Below are 18848 nucleotides of genomic sequence, written 5' to 3' on the forward strand. Positions count from 1 at the left end.
CCAGGGGCAGACACGCCCGCCCCACCGCCGACTCCGAGAGACCAGCGTGCTCATACGACTTCTGCGGACCTATCTCAGGCCCTACAAGAAACCCATCGCCTTCCTGGTGGCACTGCAGTTCCTGCAGACCTGCGCCACGCTCTACCTGCCCACCCTCAACGCGCACATCATCGACAACGGTGTCGTGAAGGGCGACACGGGCTACATCCTGTCCTTCGGCGCCCTGATGATCGGCATCTCGCTGGTCCAGGTCGTGTGCAACATCGGCGCCGTGTACTTCGGCGCCCGTACCGCCTCGGCGCTGGGCCGGGACGTGCGCGGCGCGGTCTTCGACCGGGTGCAGTCCTTCTCCTCGCGTGAGCTGGGTCACTTCGGGGCGCCCTCGCTCATCACCCGTACGACGAACGACGTGCAGCAGGTCCAGATGCTGGTCCTGATGACGTTCACCCTGATGGTCTCGGCGCCCATCATGTGCGTCGGCGGGATCGTGCTGGCGCTCGGCCTGGACGTGCCGCTGTCGGCGGTGCTCGTGGCCGTCGTCCCGGTGCTGGCCATCAGCGTGGCGCTGATCGTGCGCCGGCTGCGCCCGCTCTTCCGCTCGATGCAGACCCGCCTGGACACGGTGAACCGGGTGCTGCGCGAGCAGATCAGCGGCAACCGCGTGATCCGCGCCTTCGTCCGCGACGACTACGAGCGCGAGCGCTTCGGCAGGGCCAACGGCGAGCTGACCGAGATGCAGCTCGCCACCGGCCGGATGCTGGCGCTGATGTTCCCGATCGTGATGACCGTGGTGAACGTGTCGTCCATCGCGGTGGTCTGGTTCGGCGCCCACCGCATCGACAGCGGCGGGATGCAGATCGGCGACCTGACGGCGTTCCTCGCCTATCTGATGCAGATCGTCATGTCCGTGATGATGGCCACCTTCATGTTCATGATGGTGCCGCGCGCCGAGGTCTGCGCCGAGCGCATCGAGGAGGTGCTGGGCACCGAGTCCAGCGTCGTCCCGCCGCTCGCGCCGGTGACCGAGCTGCGCGGGCACGGGCATCTGGAGATCCGGGGCGCGGGCTTCCGCTACCCGGGTGCCGAGGAGCCGGTGCTGCGCTCCATCGACCTGGTGGCCCGCCCGGGCGAGACGACGGCCGTGATCGGCTCGACCGGCAGCGGCAAGTCCACCCTCCTCGGCCTGGTCCCGCGCCTGTTCGACGCCACCGAGGGCGAGGTGCTGGTGGACGGCGTGGACGTGCGCGAGGCCGAGCCCACGCTGCTCGCGCGCACGGTCGGTCTGGTCCCTCAGAAGCCGTACCTGTTCGCGGGCACGGTCGCCACCAACCTGCGCTACGGCAACCCCGACGCGACCGACGAGGAGCTGTGGCACGCCCTCGAGGTGGCGCAGGCCAAGGACTTCGTGTCCAAGCTGGAGGGCGGGCTCAACGCCCCGATCGCGCAGGGCGGCACCAACGTCTCGGGCGGTCAGCGCCAGCGTCTGGCCATCGCGCGCACCCTGGTGCAGCGCCCGGAGATCTACCTCTTCGACGACTCCTTCTCCGCGCTCGACTACGCGACGGACGCGGCGCTGCGTGCCGCGCTCGCGGCGGAGACCTCGGAGGCGACCGTCGTGATCGTCGCCCAGCGCGTGGCGACCATCCGGGACGCCGACCGGATCATCGTCCTGGACGAGGGCCGGGTGGTCGGCTCGGGCCGCCACCACGAACTCATGGCGGGCAACGAGACCTACCGGGAGATCGTGCTCTCCCAGCTCACGGAAGCGGAGGCTGCCTGATGGCCGGGCCCATGGGACGCATGATGGCCGCGGGCGGCCCGGACCAGCGCTCGATGGACTTCAAGAACTCGGGCAAGCGGCTGCTGGCGGGGTTCCGGCCCGAGCGAGGCACCATCTACACCCTGCTGGCCTGCGTGGTCGGCAGCGTGGCGCTGAGCGTGATCGGTCCGAAGATCCTCGGCAAGGCCACCGACCTGGTCTTCGCCGGGATCATCGGCCGGCAGATGCCGGCCGGCGCCACCAAGGACCAGGTGCTGAGCAACCTGCACGCGCACGGCAAGGGCGCCATCGCGGACATGCTGCGCAGCACCGACTTCACCCCGGGCAAGGGGATCGACTTCGGCGCGGTGGGCGACGTCCTGCTGCTCGCGCTCGGCACCTTCCTGGTCGCCGGTCTGCTGATGGCGGTGGCGACGCGGCTGGTCAACCGGACCGTGAACCGCACGATGCTGCGGATGCGCGCCGACGTGCAGGACAAGCTGTCGCGGCTGCCGCTGTCGTACTTCGACCAGCGCCAGCGCGGCGAGGTGCTCTCCCGCGCCACGAACGACATCGACAACATCGGCCAGACGCTCCAGCAGTCGCTGGGCCAGCTCATCAACGCGGTGCTCACCATCGTGGGCGTGCTCGCGATGATGTTCTACGTCTCCTGGATCCTCGCGCTCGTCGCCCTGGTCACCGTGCCGCTGTCCTTCGTGGTGGCCACCCGGGTCGGCAAGCGCTCGCAGCCGCACTTCGTGCAGCAGTGGCGCACCACCGGCGCGCTGAACGCGCACATCGAGGAGATGTACACCGGGCACACCCTGGTGAAGGTGTTCGGGCGTCAGGACGAGTCCGCGAAGCAGTTCGCCGAGCAGAACGAGCAGCTCTACGAGGCCGCGTTCAAGGCGCAGTTCAACAGCGGGGTCATGCAGCCGCTGATGATGTTCGTCTCGAACCTCAACTACGTCCTGGTGGCCGTGGTCGGCGGTCTGCGGGTCGCCTCGGGCTCGCTGTCCATCGGTGACGTGCAGGCGTTCATCCAGTACTCGCGGCAGTTCTCGATGCCGCTGACCCAGGTCGCGTCGATGGCGAACCTGGTGCAGTCCGGCGTCGCCTCGGCCGAGCGGGTCTTCGAGCTGCTGGACGCCGGGGAGCAGGGCGCCGACCCGCAGCCGGGCGTGCGCCCCGACGAGCTGCGCGGCCGGGTCCGGCTGGAGAACGTCTCCTTCCGCTACGACCCCGACAAGCCGCTGATCGAGGACCTCTCGCTCAAGGTGGAGCCCGGCCAGACGGTCGCCATCGTCGGCCCGACCGGCGCGGGCAAGACCACACTGGTCAACCTGCTCATGCGGTTCTACGAGGTCTCCGGCGGGCGCATCACCCTCGACGGTGTCGACGTCCGCGACATGACCCGCGACGAGCTGCGCTCGAACATCGGCATGGTCCTCCAGGACACCTGGCTGTTCGGCGGCACGATCGCGGAGAACATCGCGTATGGGTCCTCCCGCGAGGTCACCCGGGGCGAGATCGAGGAGGCGGCGCGGGCCGCCCACGCGGACCGGTTCATCCGCACCCTCCCCGAGGGGTACGACACCGTCATCGACGACGAGGGCACGGGCGTCAGCGCGGGCGAGAAGCAGCTCATCACCATCGCGCGGGCGTTCCTCTCCGAGCCGGTGATCCTCGTCCTCGACGAGGCGACGAGTTCCGTCGACACCCGTACCGAGGTGCTCATCCAGAAGGCGATGGCCAAACTCGCCGACGGGCGCACGTCGTTCGTGATCGCGCATCGGCTCTCCACGATCCGGGACGCGGACACGATCCTCGTCATGGAGAACGGTTCGATCGTCGAACAGGGCGCGCACGCGGAGCTGTTGGCGGCGGACGGCGCCTACGCCCGCCTGTACAAGGCCCAGTTCGCGCAGGCGGTCGCCGAGGTGGACTGACCGACGCGCCGGGGTACGGGTGGGTGCCGCCGCGCCCACCCGTACCGCCGGGGCGGCCATGTGTGTTCGAGGACGCGGGGAACCGCGCGACAAGCCACGACGGACCCGCGTCCGGCATCAGTCCAGATAGCCCCGGAGCTGATCCGCGTAGGTGTGATCCCGCAGCTTGCCCAGGGTCTTCGACTCGATCTGGCGGATCCGCTCACGAGTGACCCCGAAGAGCCGCCCGATCTCCTCCAGCGTTCGCGGGCGCCCGTCGGCCAACCCGTACCGGAGCTGCACCACCTTCCGCTCCCGCTCCCCAAGAGTCGAGAGCACCGCGTCCAGATGCTGCCGCAGAAGCAGAAACGCGGCCGACTCCACCGGACTGGCCGCGTCCCCGTCCTCGATGAGATCCCCGAGGGCGACCTCGTCCTCCTCCCCCACCGGCGCATGCAAGGACACCGGCTCCTGGGCAAGCCGCAGCACCTCACGGACGCGCTCGGGAGGAAGTTCGAGATGCGCGGCGACTTCCTCGGGCGTCGGCTCGTACCCGCGTTCCTGAAGCATCCGGCGCTGCACACGAACGACACGGTTGATCAGCTCGACCACGTGCACGGGGACACGGATCGTCCGGGCCTGATCGGCCAGCGCACGCGACATCGCCTGCCGAATCCACCAGGTGGCGTACGTCGAGAACTTGTAGCCCCGCGCGTAGTCGAACTTCTCCACCGCGCGGATGAGGCCGAGGTTGCCCTCCTGGACGAGGTCGAGCATGGTCAGACCGCGGCCGACGTAGCGCTTGGCGACGGAGACGACGAGCCGCAGGTTGGCCTCGATGAGGCGGCGCTTGGCGATGCGGCCCATGACGACGAGCCGGTCGAGTTCGCCGGCGAGACGGCTGTCCAGGTCGGGGGTGCCGCTCAGTTTCTCCTCGGCGAAGAGCCCCGCCTCGACCCGGCGGGCGAGTTCGACCTCCTCGGCGGCGGTGAGCAGCGGGATGCGGCCGATCTCGCGGAGGTACTGGCGGAACAGGTCGGCGGAGGGCCCGCCGCTCTCGGTCTGGACGGCGGCGCGCGTCGCCGCGGGTTCGCGTTCGGGTTCGAGTTCGTCGCCGCTCAGGGCCTCCGCCGGGGGTTCGGCGGGCTCGTGGGTCTCCTCCGGGTCCGCATCCCGGCCGGGGCCGCCCTGCGGGGGTACGGCCATGAGTACGTCCGTCTCCGCGTCGGGCTCGTCACCGGGGGGTGTGACGGCTCCTGCGGTCTTGGTGAGGGTGTGGGTCCGCACGGGGGCGACCTCCAGGATGAGTCGCGGCCTGCGCTCCGGGGGGCTGGGGCACCGCACCCAGTGTGGGGTACGACACATCCCCGCCACGAGGGGCGTGCGGTGACTTTTTGCGTCCGGGCCGTGACCGCGTGGTGATCCTGGGGCGCCGAGGGACTAGAGCGCGTCCGCTCCGTGAGCACGCAATGCCTGGTCGTACTGCTGGAGGACCCACAGTTCGTTCTGCACGGACGCCAGCTGGACGGGGTCGCCGCCGGCGGCGAGTCGGGCCAGCTGGGACTGGACGTCCTGGATGCGGCGTTCGACCGCGCGCCGGCGGATGACGACGAGCACGGTGCCCGCGTAGATCTCGTCCACGGTGCGGCGCAGGATCGGCTCGACCGCCAGCTCGGTGACCATGGCGCGCACGGTGTCGTCGGGCGCCGCCTCGCGGACCCGGACCAGGTACTCCTGCGGGTCGGGCACGCCGTACTCGGCGCCGCCCGCCTCCGCGATGGCCTGGCGTACGGCGGCGTACGGCGGGGCGGTGAACTCGTCGATGCCGTAGGCGTCGAAGGCCGGGGAGACCAACTCGGGCCGCTGGAGGGCGAGTTTGAGCAGCTCGCGTTCGGCGGCGAAGACCGGGTTGCGCAGGGTGAGCGCGGGTCCTGAACTGACCGGCCGGGCGGTGGTCTCCCACTGCTGCCGGTCGGCGCGGTTCGTCTGCACGGGAGCGCCCTTGCCGCCGCGTTCCCTTGCCCAGCGGGCCAGTTGGGCGACACGCTTGACGACGAACTGGGTGTCGAGGATGCCGAGCATACCCGCGAGGTCGACGGCGACCTCGTGCTGGGCGCCGCTGTTCTTGATGCGGGCGACGACCGGCGCGGCCTCGTCCAGCGCGGCGGCGCGGCCCGCCGGGGTGTCGAGGTCGTAGCGCGCGACGATCTGGCGGAGCGCGAACTCGAAGAGCGGGGTGCGGGGCTGGACCAGGTCGGCGACGGCCTCGTCGCCCTTGGCGAGGCGGAGTTCGCAGGGGTCCATGCCGTCGGGGGCGACGGCGATGTAGGTCTCGGCGGCGAACTTCTGGTCGTCCTCGAAGGCGCGCAGCGCGGCCTTCTGTCCGGCCGCGTCGCCGTCGAAGGTGAAGATCACGCGGGCCGAGCCGTTGTCCATGAGCAGTCGGCGCAGGATCTTGATGTGGTCGTTGCCGAAGGCGGTGCCGCAGGTCGCGATGGCGGTGGTGACACCGGCGAGGTGGCAGGCCATGACGTCGGTGTAGCCCTCGACGACGACGGCCCGGCTGGACTTGGCGATCTGCTGCTTGGCCAGGTCGATGCCGTACAGGACCTGGGACTTCTTGTAGATCGCGGTGTCGGGGGTGTTGAGGTACTTGGGTCCGTTGTCGGACTCGTAGAGCTTGCGGGCGCCGAAGCCGACGACCTCGCCGCCGATGTCCCGGATGGGCCACATCAGGCGGCCCCGGAAGCGGTCGATGGGACCGCGGCGGCCGTCCTGGGCGAGGCCGGAGAGGATCAGTTCCTTGTCGCTGAAGCCCTTGCCGCGCAGATAGCGGGTGAGGTGGTCCCAGCCCTGGGGGCTGTAGCCGACGCCGAAGTGGACGGCGGCGGCCTGGTCGAAGCCGCGCTCGGCGAGGAAGATCCGGCCGGTTTCGGCCTCGGGGCTGGTGGCGAGCTGCTCGGCGTACCACTGGGCGGCGATCTTGTGCGCCTCGACCAGGCGGATGCGCTCGCCGCGCTGGTGGGCGGGGTTGTAGCCGCCCTCCTCGTAGCGCAGCGTGATCCCGGCCTGGCCGGCGAGGCGCTCGACGGCCTCGGAGAAGGAGAGGTGGTCCACCTTCATCACGAAGGTGATGGTGTCGCCGCCCTCCTGGCAGCCGAAGCAGTGGAAGAGCCCCTTGCTCGGGCTGACCTGGAAGGACGGGGACTTCTCGTCGTGGAAGGGGCAGAGTCCCTTGAGGTTGCCGCCGCCCGCGTTGCGCAGCTGGAGGTACTCGGAGACCACGGCGTCGATCGGGACCGCGTCCCGTACCGCCTTCACGTCCTCGTCGTTGATCCGTCCTGCCACGGATGAATTCTACGGGGGTCCGGCGGCACTCCCCGCTCGCGTGCGCCTCAGGGCACCAGCTCGGCGAGCGGGACGTGCGGGTCGGCGAGTGCCTCGGTGTCCACCACGGCCCGGGATCGCACCAGCCGCTGGATGGGCTCTGTGACGTCCCACACGTTCACGTTCATGCCGGCCAGGACGCGGCCCTCGCGCACCCAGAACGCGATGAACTCGCGCTTGCCCGCGTCGCCCCGGATCACGACCTGGTCGTAGGAGCCGGGGGGCGCCCAGCCGCTGTACTCCATGCCGAGGTCGTACTGGTCGGAGAAGAAGTAGGGCAGCCGGTCGTAGGCGGTGTCCTGGCCGAGCATGGCGCGGGCGGCGGCCGGGCCGCCGCTCAGGGCGTTGGCCCAGTGGTCGACGCGCAGCCGGGTGCCGAAGAGCGGCAGCGGGAAGCTGGCCACGTCGCCGGCGGCGTAGATGTCGGGGTCGGAGGTGCGCAGGTGCTCGTCGACCGCGATGCCGCCGCCGAGGGAGCGATCGGCGATCTCCAGTCCGGCGGCCTCGGCGAGAGCGGTGCGCGGGGCGGCGCCGATGGCGGCGAGCACGTCGTGCGCGGGGTGCTCCTCGCCGTCGTCGGTGCGGGCGGCCAGGACGACGCCGTCCTGGCCGACGATCTCGGTGAGGCGGACCCCGAAGTGGAAGCGGACGCCGTGCTCGCGGTGCAGCTCCTCGAAGAGGTTGCCCAGCTCGGGGCCGAGGGCACCGTGCAGCGGGGTCGGCTCCGGTTCGATCACGGTGACCTCGGCGCCGTACTCGCGGGCGGCCGCCGCGACCTCCAGGCCGATCCAGCCCGCGCCCGCGATCACCAGGTGGCCGTTGTCGCGGCCGAGGGCGGCGAGGACGCCCTTGAGCCGCTCGGCGTGGGAGAGGCGGCGCAGATGGTGGACACCCGCGAGCGAGGTGCCGGGGATGTCGAGACGGCGGGGTTCGGCGCCGGTGACGAGCAGCAGCTTGTCGTAGCGGACGAGGGTGCCGTCGTCGCCGAAGCGCACGGTCTTCGCGGCGCGGTCGACGGCGTCCACGGTCTGGCCGAGATGCAGCTCGATGTCGTGGCGCGCGTACCAGGCGGGCTCGTGCACGAAGACGCTCTCCCGCTCCTCCTTGCCGAGGAGGTAGCCCTTGGACAGCGGGGGGCGCTCGTAGGGGTGGTCGCGTTCGTCGCAGATCAGTATCACCCGGCCGGTGAAGCCCTCCGCGCGGAGCGTCTCGGCCGCCTTGGCCCCGGCGAGCCCGCCTCCGACGATGACGAACGTCTGATCCGCGTCGACCACTTGATGCCTCCTCGTAGGGTGTCGCCTGCCGCCACAGGGGAGCGTCCCGCACGTGGCGTGCCGCGGGAAGGGGGAGTGACCCGATCAGGCCACGCGCAGGCACGTTCCTCCTACATATGCCCCGTGCTTCCGCCTCATTCCGCCGGCCGTGTCCGGTCAGCCGCGCCCCATGAGTCTCGCGTGCAGCGAGCGGGCCGAGGCGTCGGTGAGGGAGGCGATCTGGTCGACGATCACCCGCTTGCGCGCCGGGTCGTCGGGCGCCTCGTCGAACAGCGCCCGGAACTGCGGCTCCAGCCCGTCCGGGGCGCGCAGGGTGAGCGCCTCGGCCAGCTCCGCGACGACGATCCGCTGGTCGGCGCGGAGCAGCTCCTGCTCGGCGCGCTGCATGACGTACCGGTCGGCGACCGCCTTGAGCACCGCGCACTCCATGCGCGCCTCGCGGGGTACGACGAGTTCGGCGCCGTAGCGGGTCAGGCGCCCGGTGCCGTACGCCTCCCGGGTGCCGGCCTCCGCCGCGAGGCAGAAGCGGCCGATGAGCTGGCTGGTGGCGTCCTTCAGCCGGGCCTGCGCGGCCGCCGTGCCGTCGTAGCCGTGCGGCCACCACTCCTGGTCCTGGAGACGGTCGAGGGCGGCGGCGAGTTCGGCCGGGTCGGTGCCGGCGGGGACGTACCGGCCGATGGCGACCTCGAACACGGCACGTCTCTCGGGCTCCGCCTGGAGGCAGTTGGGGTCGATGTGCCCGGCGTGCAGGCCGTCCTCGATGTCGTGCACCGAGTAGGCCACGTCGTCGGACCAGTCCATGACCTGCGCCTCGAAGCAGGTGCGGGTGCCGGGGGCGTCCTTGCGGACCCAGTCGAAGACGGGACGGTCGTCGTCGTAGACGCCGAACTTGGGGGACGCGGGGTCGGCCGGGTTCCCGCCGCGCGGCCAGGGGTACTTCGTGGCGGCGTCGAGGGTGGCGCGGGTGAGGTTGAGGCCGACGGAGCCCTCGGGGGTGAAGCGCTTGGGCTCGATGCGGGTGAGAAGCCTGAGGGACTGGGCGTTGCCCTCGAAGCCGCCGATGTCGTCGGCGAACTCGTTCAGCGCCTGTTCGCCGTTGTGGCCGAAGGGGGGATGGCCGAGGTCGTGCGCGAGGCACGCGGCCTCGACGAGGTCGGGGTCGCAGCCGAGGGCCGCCCCCAGCTCGCGGCCGACCTGCGCGCACTCCAGGGAGTGGGTGAGCCGGGTGCGGGGGCTGGCGTCCCAGGCGCGGCTGCGGGTGCCCGGGGTGACGACCTGGGTCTTGCCGGCGAGGCGGCGCAGCGCGGCGGAGTGCAGGATGCGGGCGCGGTCGCGCTGGAAGGCGGTGCGGCCGGGGCGCTTGTCGGGCTCGGGTGCCCAGCGCTCGGTGGACGCGGGGTCGTAGGCGTCGTCGGTCGAGAGGTGTGCGGTGCCTTCCATGCCTCGACAGTAAGCGGCGGCGGTGACGATCGGGGAAGGCGGTGCGGGCAGCTACCCGTTTGTGGCGCTTTTGCGGGGTTTTCGAGCGGTGGGCGGGGCGTCGGGGCGGCGGCGGCCCTGCGGGGTGACGTCCCTCAGCTGGCCGACGAGCCGGACCCCGATGCTGCTCATGAGGTGCGCCGTGCTGCCGAGGTCGGGAAGGAGGTCGTCGCTGAGCGAGTCCGGCACTGTCATAAGGGGCATCCTGCCGCAGCGACGTTGCGCGTCCGTTGCCGTGTCGTCACGGACACGCGGCGTACAGGGAAGTGGGGTGTGAACCGAGTCGACCAGCTCAGCCCCTGTGAACCGCATTCCCTCCCTACGCGTCTCCCTGGTCGGAACACGACCTCCGGGAGCCCGTATGAAGATCCGCCCGCCCCGCCTGCCGCGTCTGCCGCGCACCCGGCGCGGGCAACGACGCCTGCTCCAGGTCGTCATGGCCGGCTGCGTCCTGGCGCTGCTCCCCTCCGCCTGGCTGTACGTCTCGACGGCGGACCGCCTGCGGTCGGTCGCGGACGTGCCGCGCGAGAAGGTGGCCATCGTGTTCGGCGCCGGACTCTGGGACGGAGAGCCCTCGCCGTACCTGGCGCACCGCCTCGACGCGGCGGCGCGCCTGTACCGGGCGGGGCGGATCGAGGCCGTCCTCGTCACCGGCGACAACAGCCGCGAGGACTACGACGAACCCGACGCGATGCACGCCTATCTGACCCGCCACGGCGTGCCCGCCGCCAGCATCGTCGAGGACTACGCGGGCTTCGACACCTGGGACTCCTGCGTACGCGCCCGCAAGGTGTTCGGGGTGGACCGCGCGGTGCTGATCAGCCAGGGCTTCCACATCCGCCGCGCGGTCGCGCTCTGCGAGGCGGCGGGGGTGGACTCGTACGGCGTCGGCGTCTCCGACAAGCACGACGTGACCTGGTACTACGGCGGCACGCGCGAGGTGTTCGCGGCGGCCAAGGCGAGCCTGGACGTGGCGTTCCGGCCCGGTCCGCGGTTCCTGGGGCCGAGGGAGGACGGGGTGGAGCGGGCGCTGGCGTCGTCGCGGGGGTGACGGAAGGCGGGCCGGGGCTCACGGCAACAGGGCTCGCCGCAGCCGGAGAGCCACCGGGCCCGCCCCAGCCGGACCCGCTGACACCCCGTCGGCCCGGTCACCCGTTCATCGGTGCGCGGCGCTGCATTCGTGTGTTCTTCCCACCGCACTCCGTGCCCGCCCGCGCCCGCCCGTGACCTGCACCGACGTGCCGCCGCTAGCCCGTGTGGGGGTCCGCGGGCGCCACCCGTTCTCCGTAGTACGGGCCGGTTGCCGGGAGGCGGAGCGGGGGCTCTGGGCTTTACCTCGGTAGGGCAGGGGCGCTCGCCCCTGGACGAGTCGCCTCGGACAAGCCCTGGGGAGCACCATGCGTCGCACCGCCCGTCTGCTGACCGGTACCGCGCTCGCCGCGGCCGCGGCGGGACTCGCCATCGCCCCGACGGCCCACGCGGACGCGGGGCACGCCGGCGCGGTCCCGCTGTGGCCGGCCGTGGTGGCCGTCGCGTCCGGAAGCCTCCAGGTGTATCCCTCCACGACCACGCCGGGCAGCCACGTCACGGTGAACACGGCGGCGTGCGGCGGCCAGGGCAGCGCCCTCGGCGACGCGGGCGCGGTGGGCGCCGGGACGTTCCCGCTGGCGCCGAGCACGCACGAGGGCGAGGCCATCGGCCAGTTCCGGGTGCCGGAGAGCGCGCAGCCGGGGACGTACGAGATCGTCGCGCGGTGCGCCGACGGCGACCGGCAGGTGCGCGGCGACCTGACGGTGGCGCTGAGCGCGTCGGGGCCGCAGACGCAGCCGCGCGGCAGCCTGAAGACCGGGGTCGGCGGGGCACCAGCCCCCGGCCCCTCACAGACCGCGGCGGGCGTGGCGGCACTGGCCGTCGCCGCCGCGGGCGGTACCTGGCTCCTGCATCGCCGGGCGAGAGGCGACGGGATCTGACGGGCACCCTCCGCTGTCCGTCGACCGGTACCGCACGTCCCGCCCCCTCCGGGTCCGATGCCCCTCGCGGCCCGGAGGGGGACGGGGGTTCCGCCTCGTGGGAGGCGCTGCCAGGAAAGGGGGTTTTCGATGCGCAGAGCGGGTGACGCGGCGATAGCCGCCGTGACGGTGATGGCGCTGGTTTCCGGGGTCTGGCTGCTCGGCGGCGGCACCGGCGGCCACGCCCCGCCGCAGCCCTCCGCCGCCGAGGGCCGCCCCGAACCGGGCGCCGAACACCACGTGGCCCCCGCCCTCGACCCGTCCCCGCCGACCCGCATCCGTATCCCGGCGATCCGGGTGAACGCCCCCCTGATGGGCCTCGCCCTGACCCCCTCCGGCAGCCTGGCCGTCCCGCCCCCGGCGGAGAAGAACCTGGCGGGCTGGTACGAGGCCGGCACCGCCCCCGGCTCCGACGGCACCGCCATCGTCGCCGGACACGTCGACAACGCCGAGGGCCCCGCCGTCTTCTACGACCTCGGCGCCCTCAGACGCGGCGCCACGATCGAGGTCGCCCGAGAGGACGCCACGATCGCGGTCTTCGCGGTGGACGCCGTCGAGGTCTACTCCGCGAAGAACTTCCCCGACGAGAAGGTCTACGGCGCCGCTCCCCGCCCCGAACTCCGCGTCATCACCTGTGGCGGGGGCTACTCCAAGTCGACCGGATACCAGGGGAACGTGGTGGTGTTCGCCCACCTGACGGGCAGCCGGAAGGCGTGAGCCGGGATCGGCTCAGTCGATCCCGGAGCGCTCCACCCCGACCACGATCCACCGCTGGAAGACGAGGAAGACCAGCAGCAGCGGCAGGATCGACACCGCCGCCGCGACGAACAGCTCGTGCAGCCGGATGACCTGCGAGGTGGTGAAGGACGACAGCGCCACCTGGACCGTCCAGGCGCTCTGGTCCTGGCCGATGACCAGGGGCCACAGGAACGAGTTCCAGGCGCCGAGGAAGACGATGGTGCCGACCGCCGCGAACACCGGCCGCGCGTTCGGCACCACGACCAGCCAGTACGTGCGCCAGTACCCGAGCCCGTCGACCTGCGCGGCGTCCTCCAGCTCCCTCGGGAACCCCAGGAAGTACTGGCGGAACACGAAGCACGCGAACGCCGAGAACAGCGTCGGCACGATCAGACCCCGCAGCGTGGAGATCCAGCCCAGCGACGACACCATCACGAAGCTGGGGACGAAGGTGACGGCGGCCGGGATCAGCAGGGTGCCGAGGACGCCGTAGAAGACCTTGTTCGCGTGCCGGTAGGGGATGCGGGCGAGACCGTAGCCCGCGAGGGAGGCGAGCAGGAGGGTGCCGAGGGTGGTGGCGACGGCGATCAGCGCGGAGTTGAGCAGGGAGCGGGCGAAGGGGACGGAGGTGTCCGCGAACAGCTCGTGGACGTTGTCCCAGCGCAGGTCGCGCGGGAAGAACGTCCACTCGGGCGAGGTGATGTCCCGCTCGGTGGACAGGCCGTTGCGGAGCAGCAGGTAGAAGGGGATCAGGAAGAGCAGCGCGAGCGCGATCAGCACGGCCAGTCTGAGGGCCCGTCCGGCCCGTACGAGCGCGTCATCCATCGGCGTCGGTCCTCCCGAGCTTCAGCCAGCGCGCCTGGCCCACGGTGACGACCGCGATGATCAGCGCGAGGATCACGGCACCGGCGCTGCCCACGCCCAGGTTCTGGTCCTCGCCGAGGGCCGTGTAGTAGAGGTAGACGAGCGGCGGGCGGGCGTAGGGCGGGTAACCCCGCGCGCCGGAGAGCAGGTTGTAGAACTCGTCGAAGGCCTGGAAGGCGTTGACGACGAGCAGCAGGACCACCGCGACCGAGGTGGCCCGCAGTTGGGGCAGCGTGATGTGGCGCAGCACCGTCCAGCCGGGACGGGCGCCGTCCACGGCGGCGGCCTCGTACAGCACCGGGTCGATGCGCTGCAGGCCGGCGAGGAAGAGGATCATGTAGAAACCGGCCTGGAGCCAGAGCCGTACGGTCACGATGACGAGCCAGTACCAGGGCGGGTCGGTGGTGGACAGCCACGCCACGGAGTCGGCGCCGAACCAGCCGAGGACCGTGTTCGCCAGCCCGAACCGTACCCCGCTGAAGATCGACATCTTCCAGATCAGGGCCGCGACGACATAACTGCACGCGGCCGGCAGGAAGAACACCGACCGGAAGAACGCGCGCGCCAGGCGGACCCGGTTGACCATCAGGGCGAGCCCGAGGGAGACGGCGTAGGTGGCGGGCACGATGAACGCGGTGAAGACGAGGAAGGTCTTCAGGCTGTCCCGGAACGCGTCGTCCTTCAGCATCGCGGAGTAGTTGTCCAGCCCGACGAAGTGCGTGGGCGTGACGGTGTTGTGCGCGTCGAAGAAGCTCAGCCCTACGCTCCACAGCAGCGGAACGTAGGTGAACAGGGCGAGCCCGAGCGCGAAGGGGCCGACGAAGACCCAGAACCACAGCGCGTTCGTCCGCTTCACGACTTCTTCTTCACCCGGTCGAGCTCGGCGGCCACCTTCCTGACGACGGACCGGAGTTCACTCTCCGGATGCGCCCCGTCCTTGATGATCCGGCTCAACCCGTCCTGATAGGCGACCTGGTTGGCGGGGGTCCACAACAGGGGCTGTGCATGGCCGTGTTCGGTGGCGAAGCGGACGGCGTCGGCGGCGGACCCGGACCTCAGCTTGGCGGCCTTCCTGGCGAGGGAGATCCGGGCGGGGATGTGGAATCCGTAGGAGAGCGCGAAGTCCTCCTGGTAGTCGGTGCGTTCGACCCAGAGCCACTTCACGTACTCCTTGGCCGCCTCCCGGTGCTTGCCGCGCGCGCTGACCGCGGCCGCGTACGCGCCCACCGGCACCGCGGGCGCCCCCTGCGAGCCGTCCTTCGGGAAGGGCAACACCCCGAAGTCGTCCCCGAGTTCCTTCCGGACTTGCGGCAGCGCCCACAGCCCGGACCACTGCATCGCCGTCAGTCCCTGGAGGAACGCGGCCGGGTCCGACCAGTCGGCGGGCGCGCCGAGCAGGAGCGACTTGTCGGCGTACAACTGGTGCAGTTTGCCGAGGGTCCGGGCGGCGGCGGGGTCGTCGAACCCGACCTTCCCGTCCTCGGTGACGAGCTGAAGTCCGGCCGCGTTGAGAGGAGTTCCGCCGAGGACGCCCGCTCCGCCGTCGTTGCCGAGGAACAGCCCCTTCACCTTGCTGGTGGTGAGCCGCTTGGCGGCGTCCACGAGGGCGTCCAGGGTGGTGGGCGGCTCGACCCCGGCGTCCTTCAGCAGGCTCTTGCGGTAGTAGAGCATCTGCATGTCGATGGCCTGCGGAATGCCCCAGACCTTCCCGTCGTACGTCTTCGGGGTGAGCACGGCCGGGTTGAAGTCGTCCTTCACCCCGTCCAGCAGCTCGGTGAGATCGACGACCTGACCGCCCTGGATCTGGTCGAGCGTGGGACTCCCCTCGAAGACGTCCGGCCCGGAATCGGTGAGCAGCGCGGCAGCGGTCTGCCGGTCGTAGTCCCCCGGCCGCCACTGCACACCGACGTCGGCCTTGTCGTAGGCGGCGGCATACCGCTTCACGGCCTGCTCGACGCCGGCTTCGCCGTACTGGTGGTACCACTGCGCGAGCCGCGGGCCGCCGCCCCCGCCGCCCCCACGCCCGGTGTTGCTCCCGCAGGCGGCGAGAAACCCCGCCCCCGCGCTCGCACCCAACAACGCCCTGCGACTGACCGCCATGCGCGCACCCCCTGTCTTCTTCCGTCATCGATGCCCGCCCAGCGATCAACGATGCGGGACGATTGCGAAGGGGGTGTTGCGACGGCGTGTCACACCTCGGGCCACGAGGTCGCCGCGCTGAACCGCATGGCCGGCCAGTTCGGACGTCACCCGATCGTGCGGCAGACCCGTGCTCCGGGGCCTGACTGTGCGTTCGCTCTACGCGACAAGCGGGCTGCGGCGTTCGACCAGGACGACGTCCCGCCGTACGCCGTGGTGCCGGCCGATGCGCTCGCGAGTACCCATGACGCGGAACCCGACGCGTTGATGCAGAGCGAGACTGCTGGTGTTCTCGGGGAAGATGCCGGACTGGATCGTCCAGATGCCCGCCGCCTCAGTCGATCCGATCAGGGCCCGCAGGAGGGCGGAGCCCACTCTTCAGCCGCGGGCTTCGGGGTGGACGTACACCGAGTGTTCGACGACTCCGGCATACGCGCACCGGTCGGAGACCGGCACGGCGGCGACCCGGCCAAGCACCCGGCCCGAGTCGTCCAGGGCGACGTGGCGGTGCTGCCGGAGCTTGGCTGCGTGGAACTCCTCCCAGGTGGGAGCGGTGGTCTCGAAGGTGGCATGACCCTCGTCGATGCCGAGTCGATAGATCGTCAGTACCTGTTGGCCATGCTCGGCGTCCAGCGCGGCGATGCGGTACTCACCAGCCGTGCCCACCGTCAGCTCACCGGAGCGATCTCGTCGACCAGGCCACGGATGCGCTTCTCGATCTCGTCGCGGATCGGACGAACGGCGTCGACGCCCTGCCCGGCCGGGTCGGGGAGCTCCCAGTCGAGGTAGCGCTTGCCAGGGAAGACGGGGCAGGTGTCACCGCAGCCCATCGTGATCACGACGTCGGACGCCTGGACCGCCTCCACCGTGAGCACCTTGGGCACTTCGGCCGCGATGTCGATGCCCGCCTCCGCCATGGCCTCGACGACGGCCGGGTTGACGGTGTCGGCGGGCGCGGAACCCGCGGAGCGCACCTGTACGCGGTCGCCCGCGAAGTGGGCGAGGAAGGCGGCTGCCATCTGCGAGCGTCCGGCGTTGTGAACGCAGACGAACAGGACGGACGGGACGGTGGTGTCAGACATGGGCTGAATCTTCCTGAGGTGCGGGGAGAGCTGCTGGGGCGGTGAAGTAGCGGCGCGCGTACAGGGCGACGTACACGAGGCCGATCAGAGCGGGCACCTCGATGAGGGGGCCGACGACGCCCGCGAGGGCCTGCCCGGAGGCGGCGCCGAAGGTGGCGATGGCGACGGCGATGGCCAGCTCGAAGTTGTTGCCCGCGGCGGTGAACGCCAGCGTGGTGGTCCGCGAGTGGTCGAGGCCGACCGCTCGGCCCAGGGCCATGGACCCGGCCCACATGACGGCGAAGTAGACCAGCAGGGGCAGGGCGATGCGGGCGACGTCCAGCGGCTGCGAGGCGATCGCGTCACCTTGCAGGGCGAAGAGGATGACGATCGTGAACAGCAACCCGTACAGGGCGAAGGGGCCGATGCGCGGGACGAGCCTGGTCTCGTACCAGGCGCGGCCCTTGGCCTTCTCGCCGAGGCGGCGGGTGAGGTAGCCGGCCGCGAGCGGAATGCCGAGGAAGATGAGCACGCTGCGGGCGATCTCCCAGACGGACACGTCCAGTGCGGTCTGCTCCAGACCGAGCCAACCGGGCAGGACGGAGAGGTAGAACCAGCCCAGCGCCGAGAACGCGATCACCTGGAAGACGGAGTTCAGGGCGACCAGGACGGCGGCGGCTTCCCGGTGGCCGCACGCCAGGTCGTTCCAGATGACGACCATGGCGATGCAGCGGGCCAGGCCCACGATGATCAGACCGGTGCGGTAGGCGGGCAGGTCCGGCAGGAACAGCCAGGCCAGGGCGAACATGAGCGCCGGGCCGACCACCCAGTTCAGCAGCAGGGACGGCAGCAGCAGGCGGCGGTCGCGGGTGACGGTGCCGAGACGGTCGTAACGAACCTTGGCCAGCACCGGGTACATCATCACCAGCAGGCCCAGGGCGATCGGCAGGGACACCCCTGCCACGGTCACCCTGGCCAGCGCGTCCCCCAGGCCGGGGACCAGGCGTCCCAGTCCGAGTCCCACGGCCATCGCCGCGAGAATCCAGACGGCCAGGTAGCGGTCGACGAAGGACAGGCGTCCGGCCACGTTCCCTTCGGGTACGGCAGTGCTCACGAGGACGCTCCCGCCGGAGCGGTGCGCTCGGGCAGCGGCTCACCCGCGGGACGCGTGAGGATGCCGGCGAGACGGTCGGTCATCTCCGGTACGAGCCAGTAGTAGACCCAGGTGCCGCGCCGCTCGCAGTCGATCAGGCCCGCCTGCCGCAGCAGCTTCAGATGGTGCGAGATCGTCGGCTGGGACAACTCGAAGGCGGGAGTCAGGTCGCAGACGCACACCTCACCGCCCGCCCGCGAGGCGATCATCGACAGCAGGCGCAGACGCACGGGATCGCCCAGCGCCTTGAACACCTTCGCCAGCTCCACGGCCTGGTCCTCGTCCAGGGGCGCGGTCAGCAGCCCAGGGCAGCACGCTCCGGCGTCATCGCTCTGACCGAGCACCACCAGCTCTTGATTCGACATACCTCTATGTTGACAGCCTTCGATCCAGCGCGCAATGTTGCATCGACAGACGTCAATACAACCGGATGGGAGTCCGCCATGTCCCGCGCTCAGCTCGCCCTGCGTGTCAGCGACCTGGAAGCGTCGATCACCTTCTACTCGAAGCTGTTCGGCACCGAACCGGCCAAGCGGCGCGAGGGCTACGCCAACTTCGCCCTCACCGAACCCCCGCTCAAGCTCGTGCTGATCGAGGGCGAGCCCGGCGAGGAGACCCGCCTGGACCACCTGGGCGTCGAGGTCGAGTCCACCGACCAGGTCACCGCCGCCACCACCCGCCTCCAGGACGCCGGCCTGGCCACGTTCGAGGAGAACGACACCTCCTGCTGCTACGCCCTCCAGGACAAGGTCTGGGTCCACGGCCCCGGCAAGGAGCCCTGGGAGGTCTACGTGGTGAAGGCCGACGCCGACACCCTCGGCAAGAGCGCCGGCCCCGACGCCACCGGCGACGGATGCTGCACCAACCGTGACACCGAGGAGAGCCCGGCAGCGACCGGATGCTCCTGCGGCTAGCAGTCATCGGCCTGGTCAGCCCGCGCCCGTCCGTCTCGTTCTCCGCCCCCAGCCCATGCGCGAAGGGGCGGCACCCCCGCACAGGGAGCCGCCCCTTCTTTGTGGCGCCGGAGCCCGTCGTCGATCGGTGGTGAGGGTCGGGG

General features: G+C 71.1%; 17 protein-coding genes and 1 pseudogene. 6 read left to right on the forward strand and 12 right to left on the reverse strand.

From position 1 onward, the window contains the following. Window positions 1-46: 46 nt before the first annotated feature. Window positions 47-1780: an ABC transporter ATP-binding protein gene (locus ACWEEU_RS12405; RefSeq protein WP_451731388.1), complete on the forward strand. Its 1734-nt coding sequence runs from the start codon at window positions 47-49 to the stop codon at window positions 1778-1780. Further along, window positions 1780-3708, forward strand: a complete 1929-nt coding sequence (locus ACWEEU_RS12410) for an ABC transporter ATP-binding protein (RefSeq protein ID WP_451731391.1) — start codon at window positions 1780-1782, stop codon at window positions 3706-3708. Before ACWEEU_RS12405 ends, ACWEEU_RS12410 begins: the two co-directional genes overlap by 1 nt. 117 nt (window positions 3709-3825) lie before the next feature. Here the strand turns inward: ACWEEU_RS12410 and ACWEEU_RS12415 are convergent, their stop codons facing one another. From ACWEEU_RS12415 to ACWEEU_RS12435, 5 genes are all read right to left on the reverse strand, one after another. Then, window positions 3826-5052 (reverse strand): RNA polymerase sigma factor, encoded by a 1227-nt coding sequence (locus ACWEEU_RS12415; protein ID WP_451731394.1) that lies wholly within the window; start codon window positions 5050-5052, stop codon window positions 3826-3828. A gap of 75 nt (window positions 5053-5127) precedes the next feature. Then, window positions 5128-7035 (reverse strand): DNA primase, encoded by a 1908-nt coding sequence (gene dnaG / locus ACWEEU_RS12420; RefSeq protein WP_451731397.1) that lies wholly within the window; start codon window positions 7033-7035, stop codon window positions 5128-5130. Between the two features lie 47 nt (window positions 7036-7082). Next, window positions 7083-8348, reverse strand: coding sequence for an NAD(P)/FAD-dependent oxidoreductase (locus ACWEEU_RS12425; protein ID WP_451731400.1), 1266 nt, complete (start codon window positions 8346-8348; stop codon window positions 7083-7085). Window positions 8349-8504: 156 nt separating this feature from the next. Continuing rightward, window positions 8505-9788 (reverse strand): deoxyguanosinetriphosphate triphosphohydrolase, encoded by a 1284-nt coding sequence (locus ACWEEU_RS12430; protein ID WP_385743583.1) that lies wholly within the window; start codon window positions 9786-9788, stop codon window positions 8505-8507. A 51-nt stretch (window positions 9789-9839) separates the two neighbouring features. Then, window positions 9840-10022: a hypothetical protein gene (locus ACWEEU_RS12435; RefSeq protein ID WP_385743582.1), complete on the reverse strand. Its 183-nt coding sequence runs from the start codon at window positions 10020-10022 to the stop codon at window positions 9840-9842. A 166-nt stretch (window positions 10023-10188) separates the two neighbouring features. Here ACWEEU_RS12435 and ACWEEU_RS12440 point away from each other — a divergent pair, with 166 nt between their 5' ends. The 3 genes from ACWEEU_RS12440 to ACWEEU_RS12450 all read left to right on the forward strand — a co-directional run bounded on the left by ACWEEU_RS12440 (window position 10189) and on the right by ACWEEU_RS12450 (window position 12553). Further along, the gene (locus tag ACWEEU_RS12440; RefSeq protein ID WP_385743581.1) at window positions 10189-10878 is read left to right on the forward strand and encodes a SanA/YdcF family protein; all 690 of its coding nucleotides are present in this window, start codon (window positions 10189-10191) and stop codon (window positions 10876-10878) included. A 346-nt stretch (window positions 10879-11224) separates the two neighbouring features. Continuing rightward, a complete protein-coding gene (locus ACWEEU_RS12445; RefSeq protein WP_385743579.1) occupies window positions 11225-11797 on the forward strand; it encodes a hypothetical protein in 573 nt (190 codons plus the stop codon). A 129-nt stretch (window positions 11798-11926) separates the two neighbouring features. Next, the gene (locus tag ACWEEU_RS12450) at window positions 11927-12553 is read left to right on the forward strand and encodes a class F sortase (protein WP_385743577.1); all 627 of its coding nucleotides are present in this window, start codon (window positions 11927-11929) and stop codon (window positions 12551-12553) included. A 12-nt stretch (window positions 12554-12565) separates the two neighbouring features. On the opposite strand, the gene ACWEEU_RS12455 is transcribed toward ACWEEU_RS12450, so the two are convergent. From ACWEEU_RS12455 to ACWEEU_RS12485, 7 genes and pseudogenes are all read right to left on the reverse strand, one after another. Next, window positions 12566-13399: a carbohydrate ABC transporter permease gene (locus tag ACWEEU_RS12455; RefSeq protein WP_451731407.1), complete on the reverse strand. Its 834-nt coding sequence runs from the start codon at window positions 13397-13399 to the stop codon at window positions 12566-12568. Further along, window positions 13392-14294, reverse strand: a complete 903-nt coding sequence (locus ACWEEU_RS12460) for a carbohydrate ABC transporter permease (RefSeq protein WP_385743573.1) — start codon at window positions 14292-14294, stop codon at window positions 13392-13394. Before ACWEEU_RS12460 ends, ACWEEU_RS12455 begins: the two co-directional genes overlap by 8 nt. Continuing rightward, complete coding sequence (locus tag ACWEEU_RS12465; protein ID WP_451731410.1) at window positions 14291-15538, reverse strand: ABC transporter substrate-binding protein; 1248 nt, start codon at window positions 15536-15538, stop codon at window positions 14291-14293. Before ACWEEU_RS12465 ends, ACWEEU_RS12460 begins: the two co-directional genes overlap by 4 nt. Window positions 15539-15736: 198 nt before the next feature. Beyond that, window positions 15737-16243 (reverse strand): annotated as a pseudogene (locus ACWEEU_RS12470) (N-acetyltransferase family protein). 2 nt (window positions 16244-16245) lie between these two features. Next, complete coding sequence (locus ACWEEU_RS12475) at window positions 16246-16659, reverse strand: arsenate reductase ArsC (RefSeq protein ID WP_451731413.1); 414 nt, start codon at window positions 16657-16659, stop codon at window positions 16246-16248. Beyond that, entirely contained in the window at window positions 16652-17752 is a 1101-nt protein-coding gene (gene arsB / locus ACWEEU_RS12480) for an ACR3 family arsenite efflux transporter (protein WP_451731416.1), read from the reverse strand. Before arsB ends, ACWEEU_RS12475 begins: the two co-directional genes overlap by 8 nt. After that, a complete protein-coding gene (locus ACWEEU_RS12485) occupies window positions 17749-18156 on the reverse strand; it encodes an ArsR/SmtB family transcription factor (protein ID WP_385743563.1) in 408 nt (135 codons plus the stop codon). The genes arsB and ACWEEU_RS12485 overlap by 4 nt, the downstream gene beginning before the upstream one ends. Before the next feature lie 78 nt (window positions 18157-18234). On the opposite strand from ACWEEU_RS12485, the gene ACWEEU_RS12490 reads away from it, so the two are divergent. Further along, entirely contained in the window at window positions 18235-18705 is a 471-nt protein-coding gene (locus tag ACWEEU_RS12490) for an ArsI/CadI family heavy metal resistance metalloenzyme (RefSeq protein WP_451731420.1), read from the forward strand. Window positions 18706-18848 lie beyond the last annotated feature (143 nt).

This window comes from Streptomyces sp. NPDC005004 (assembly GCF_053600675.1).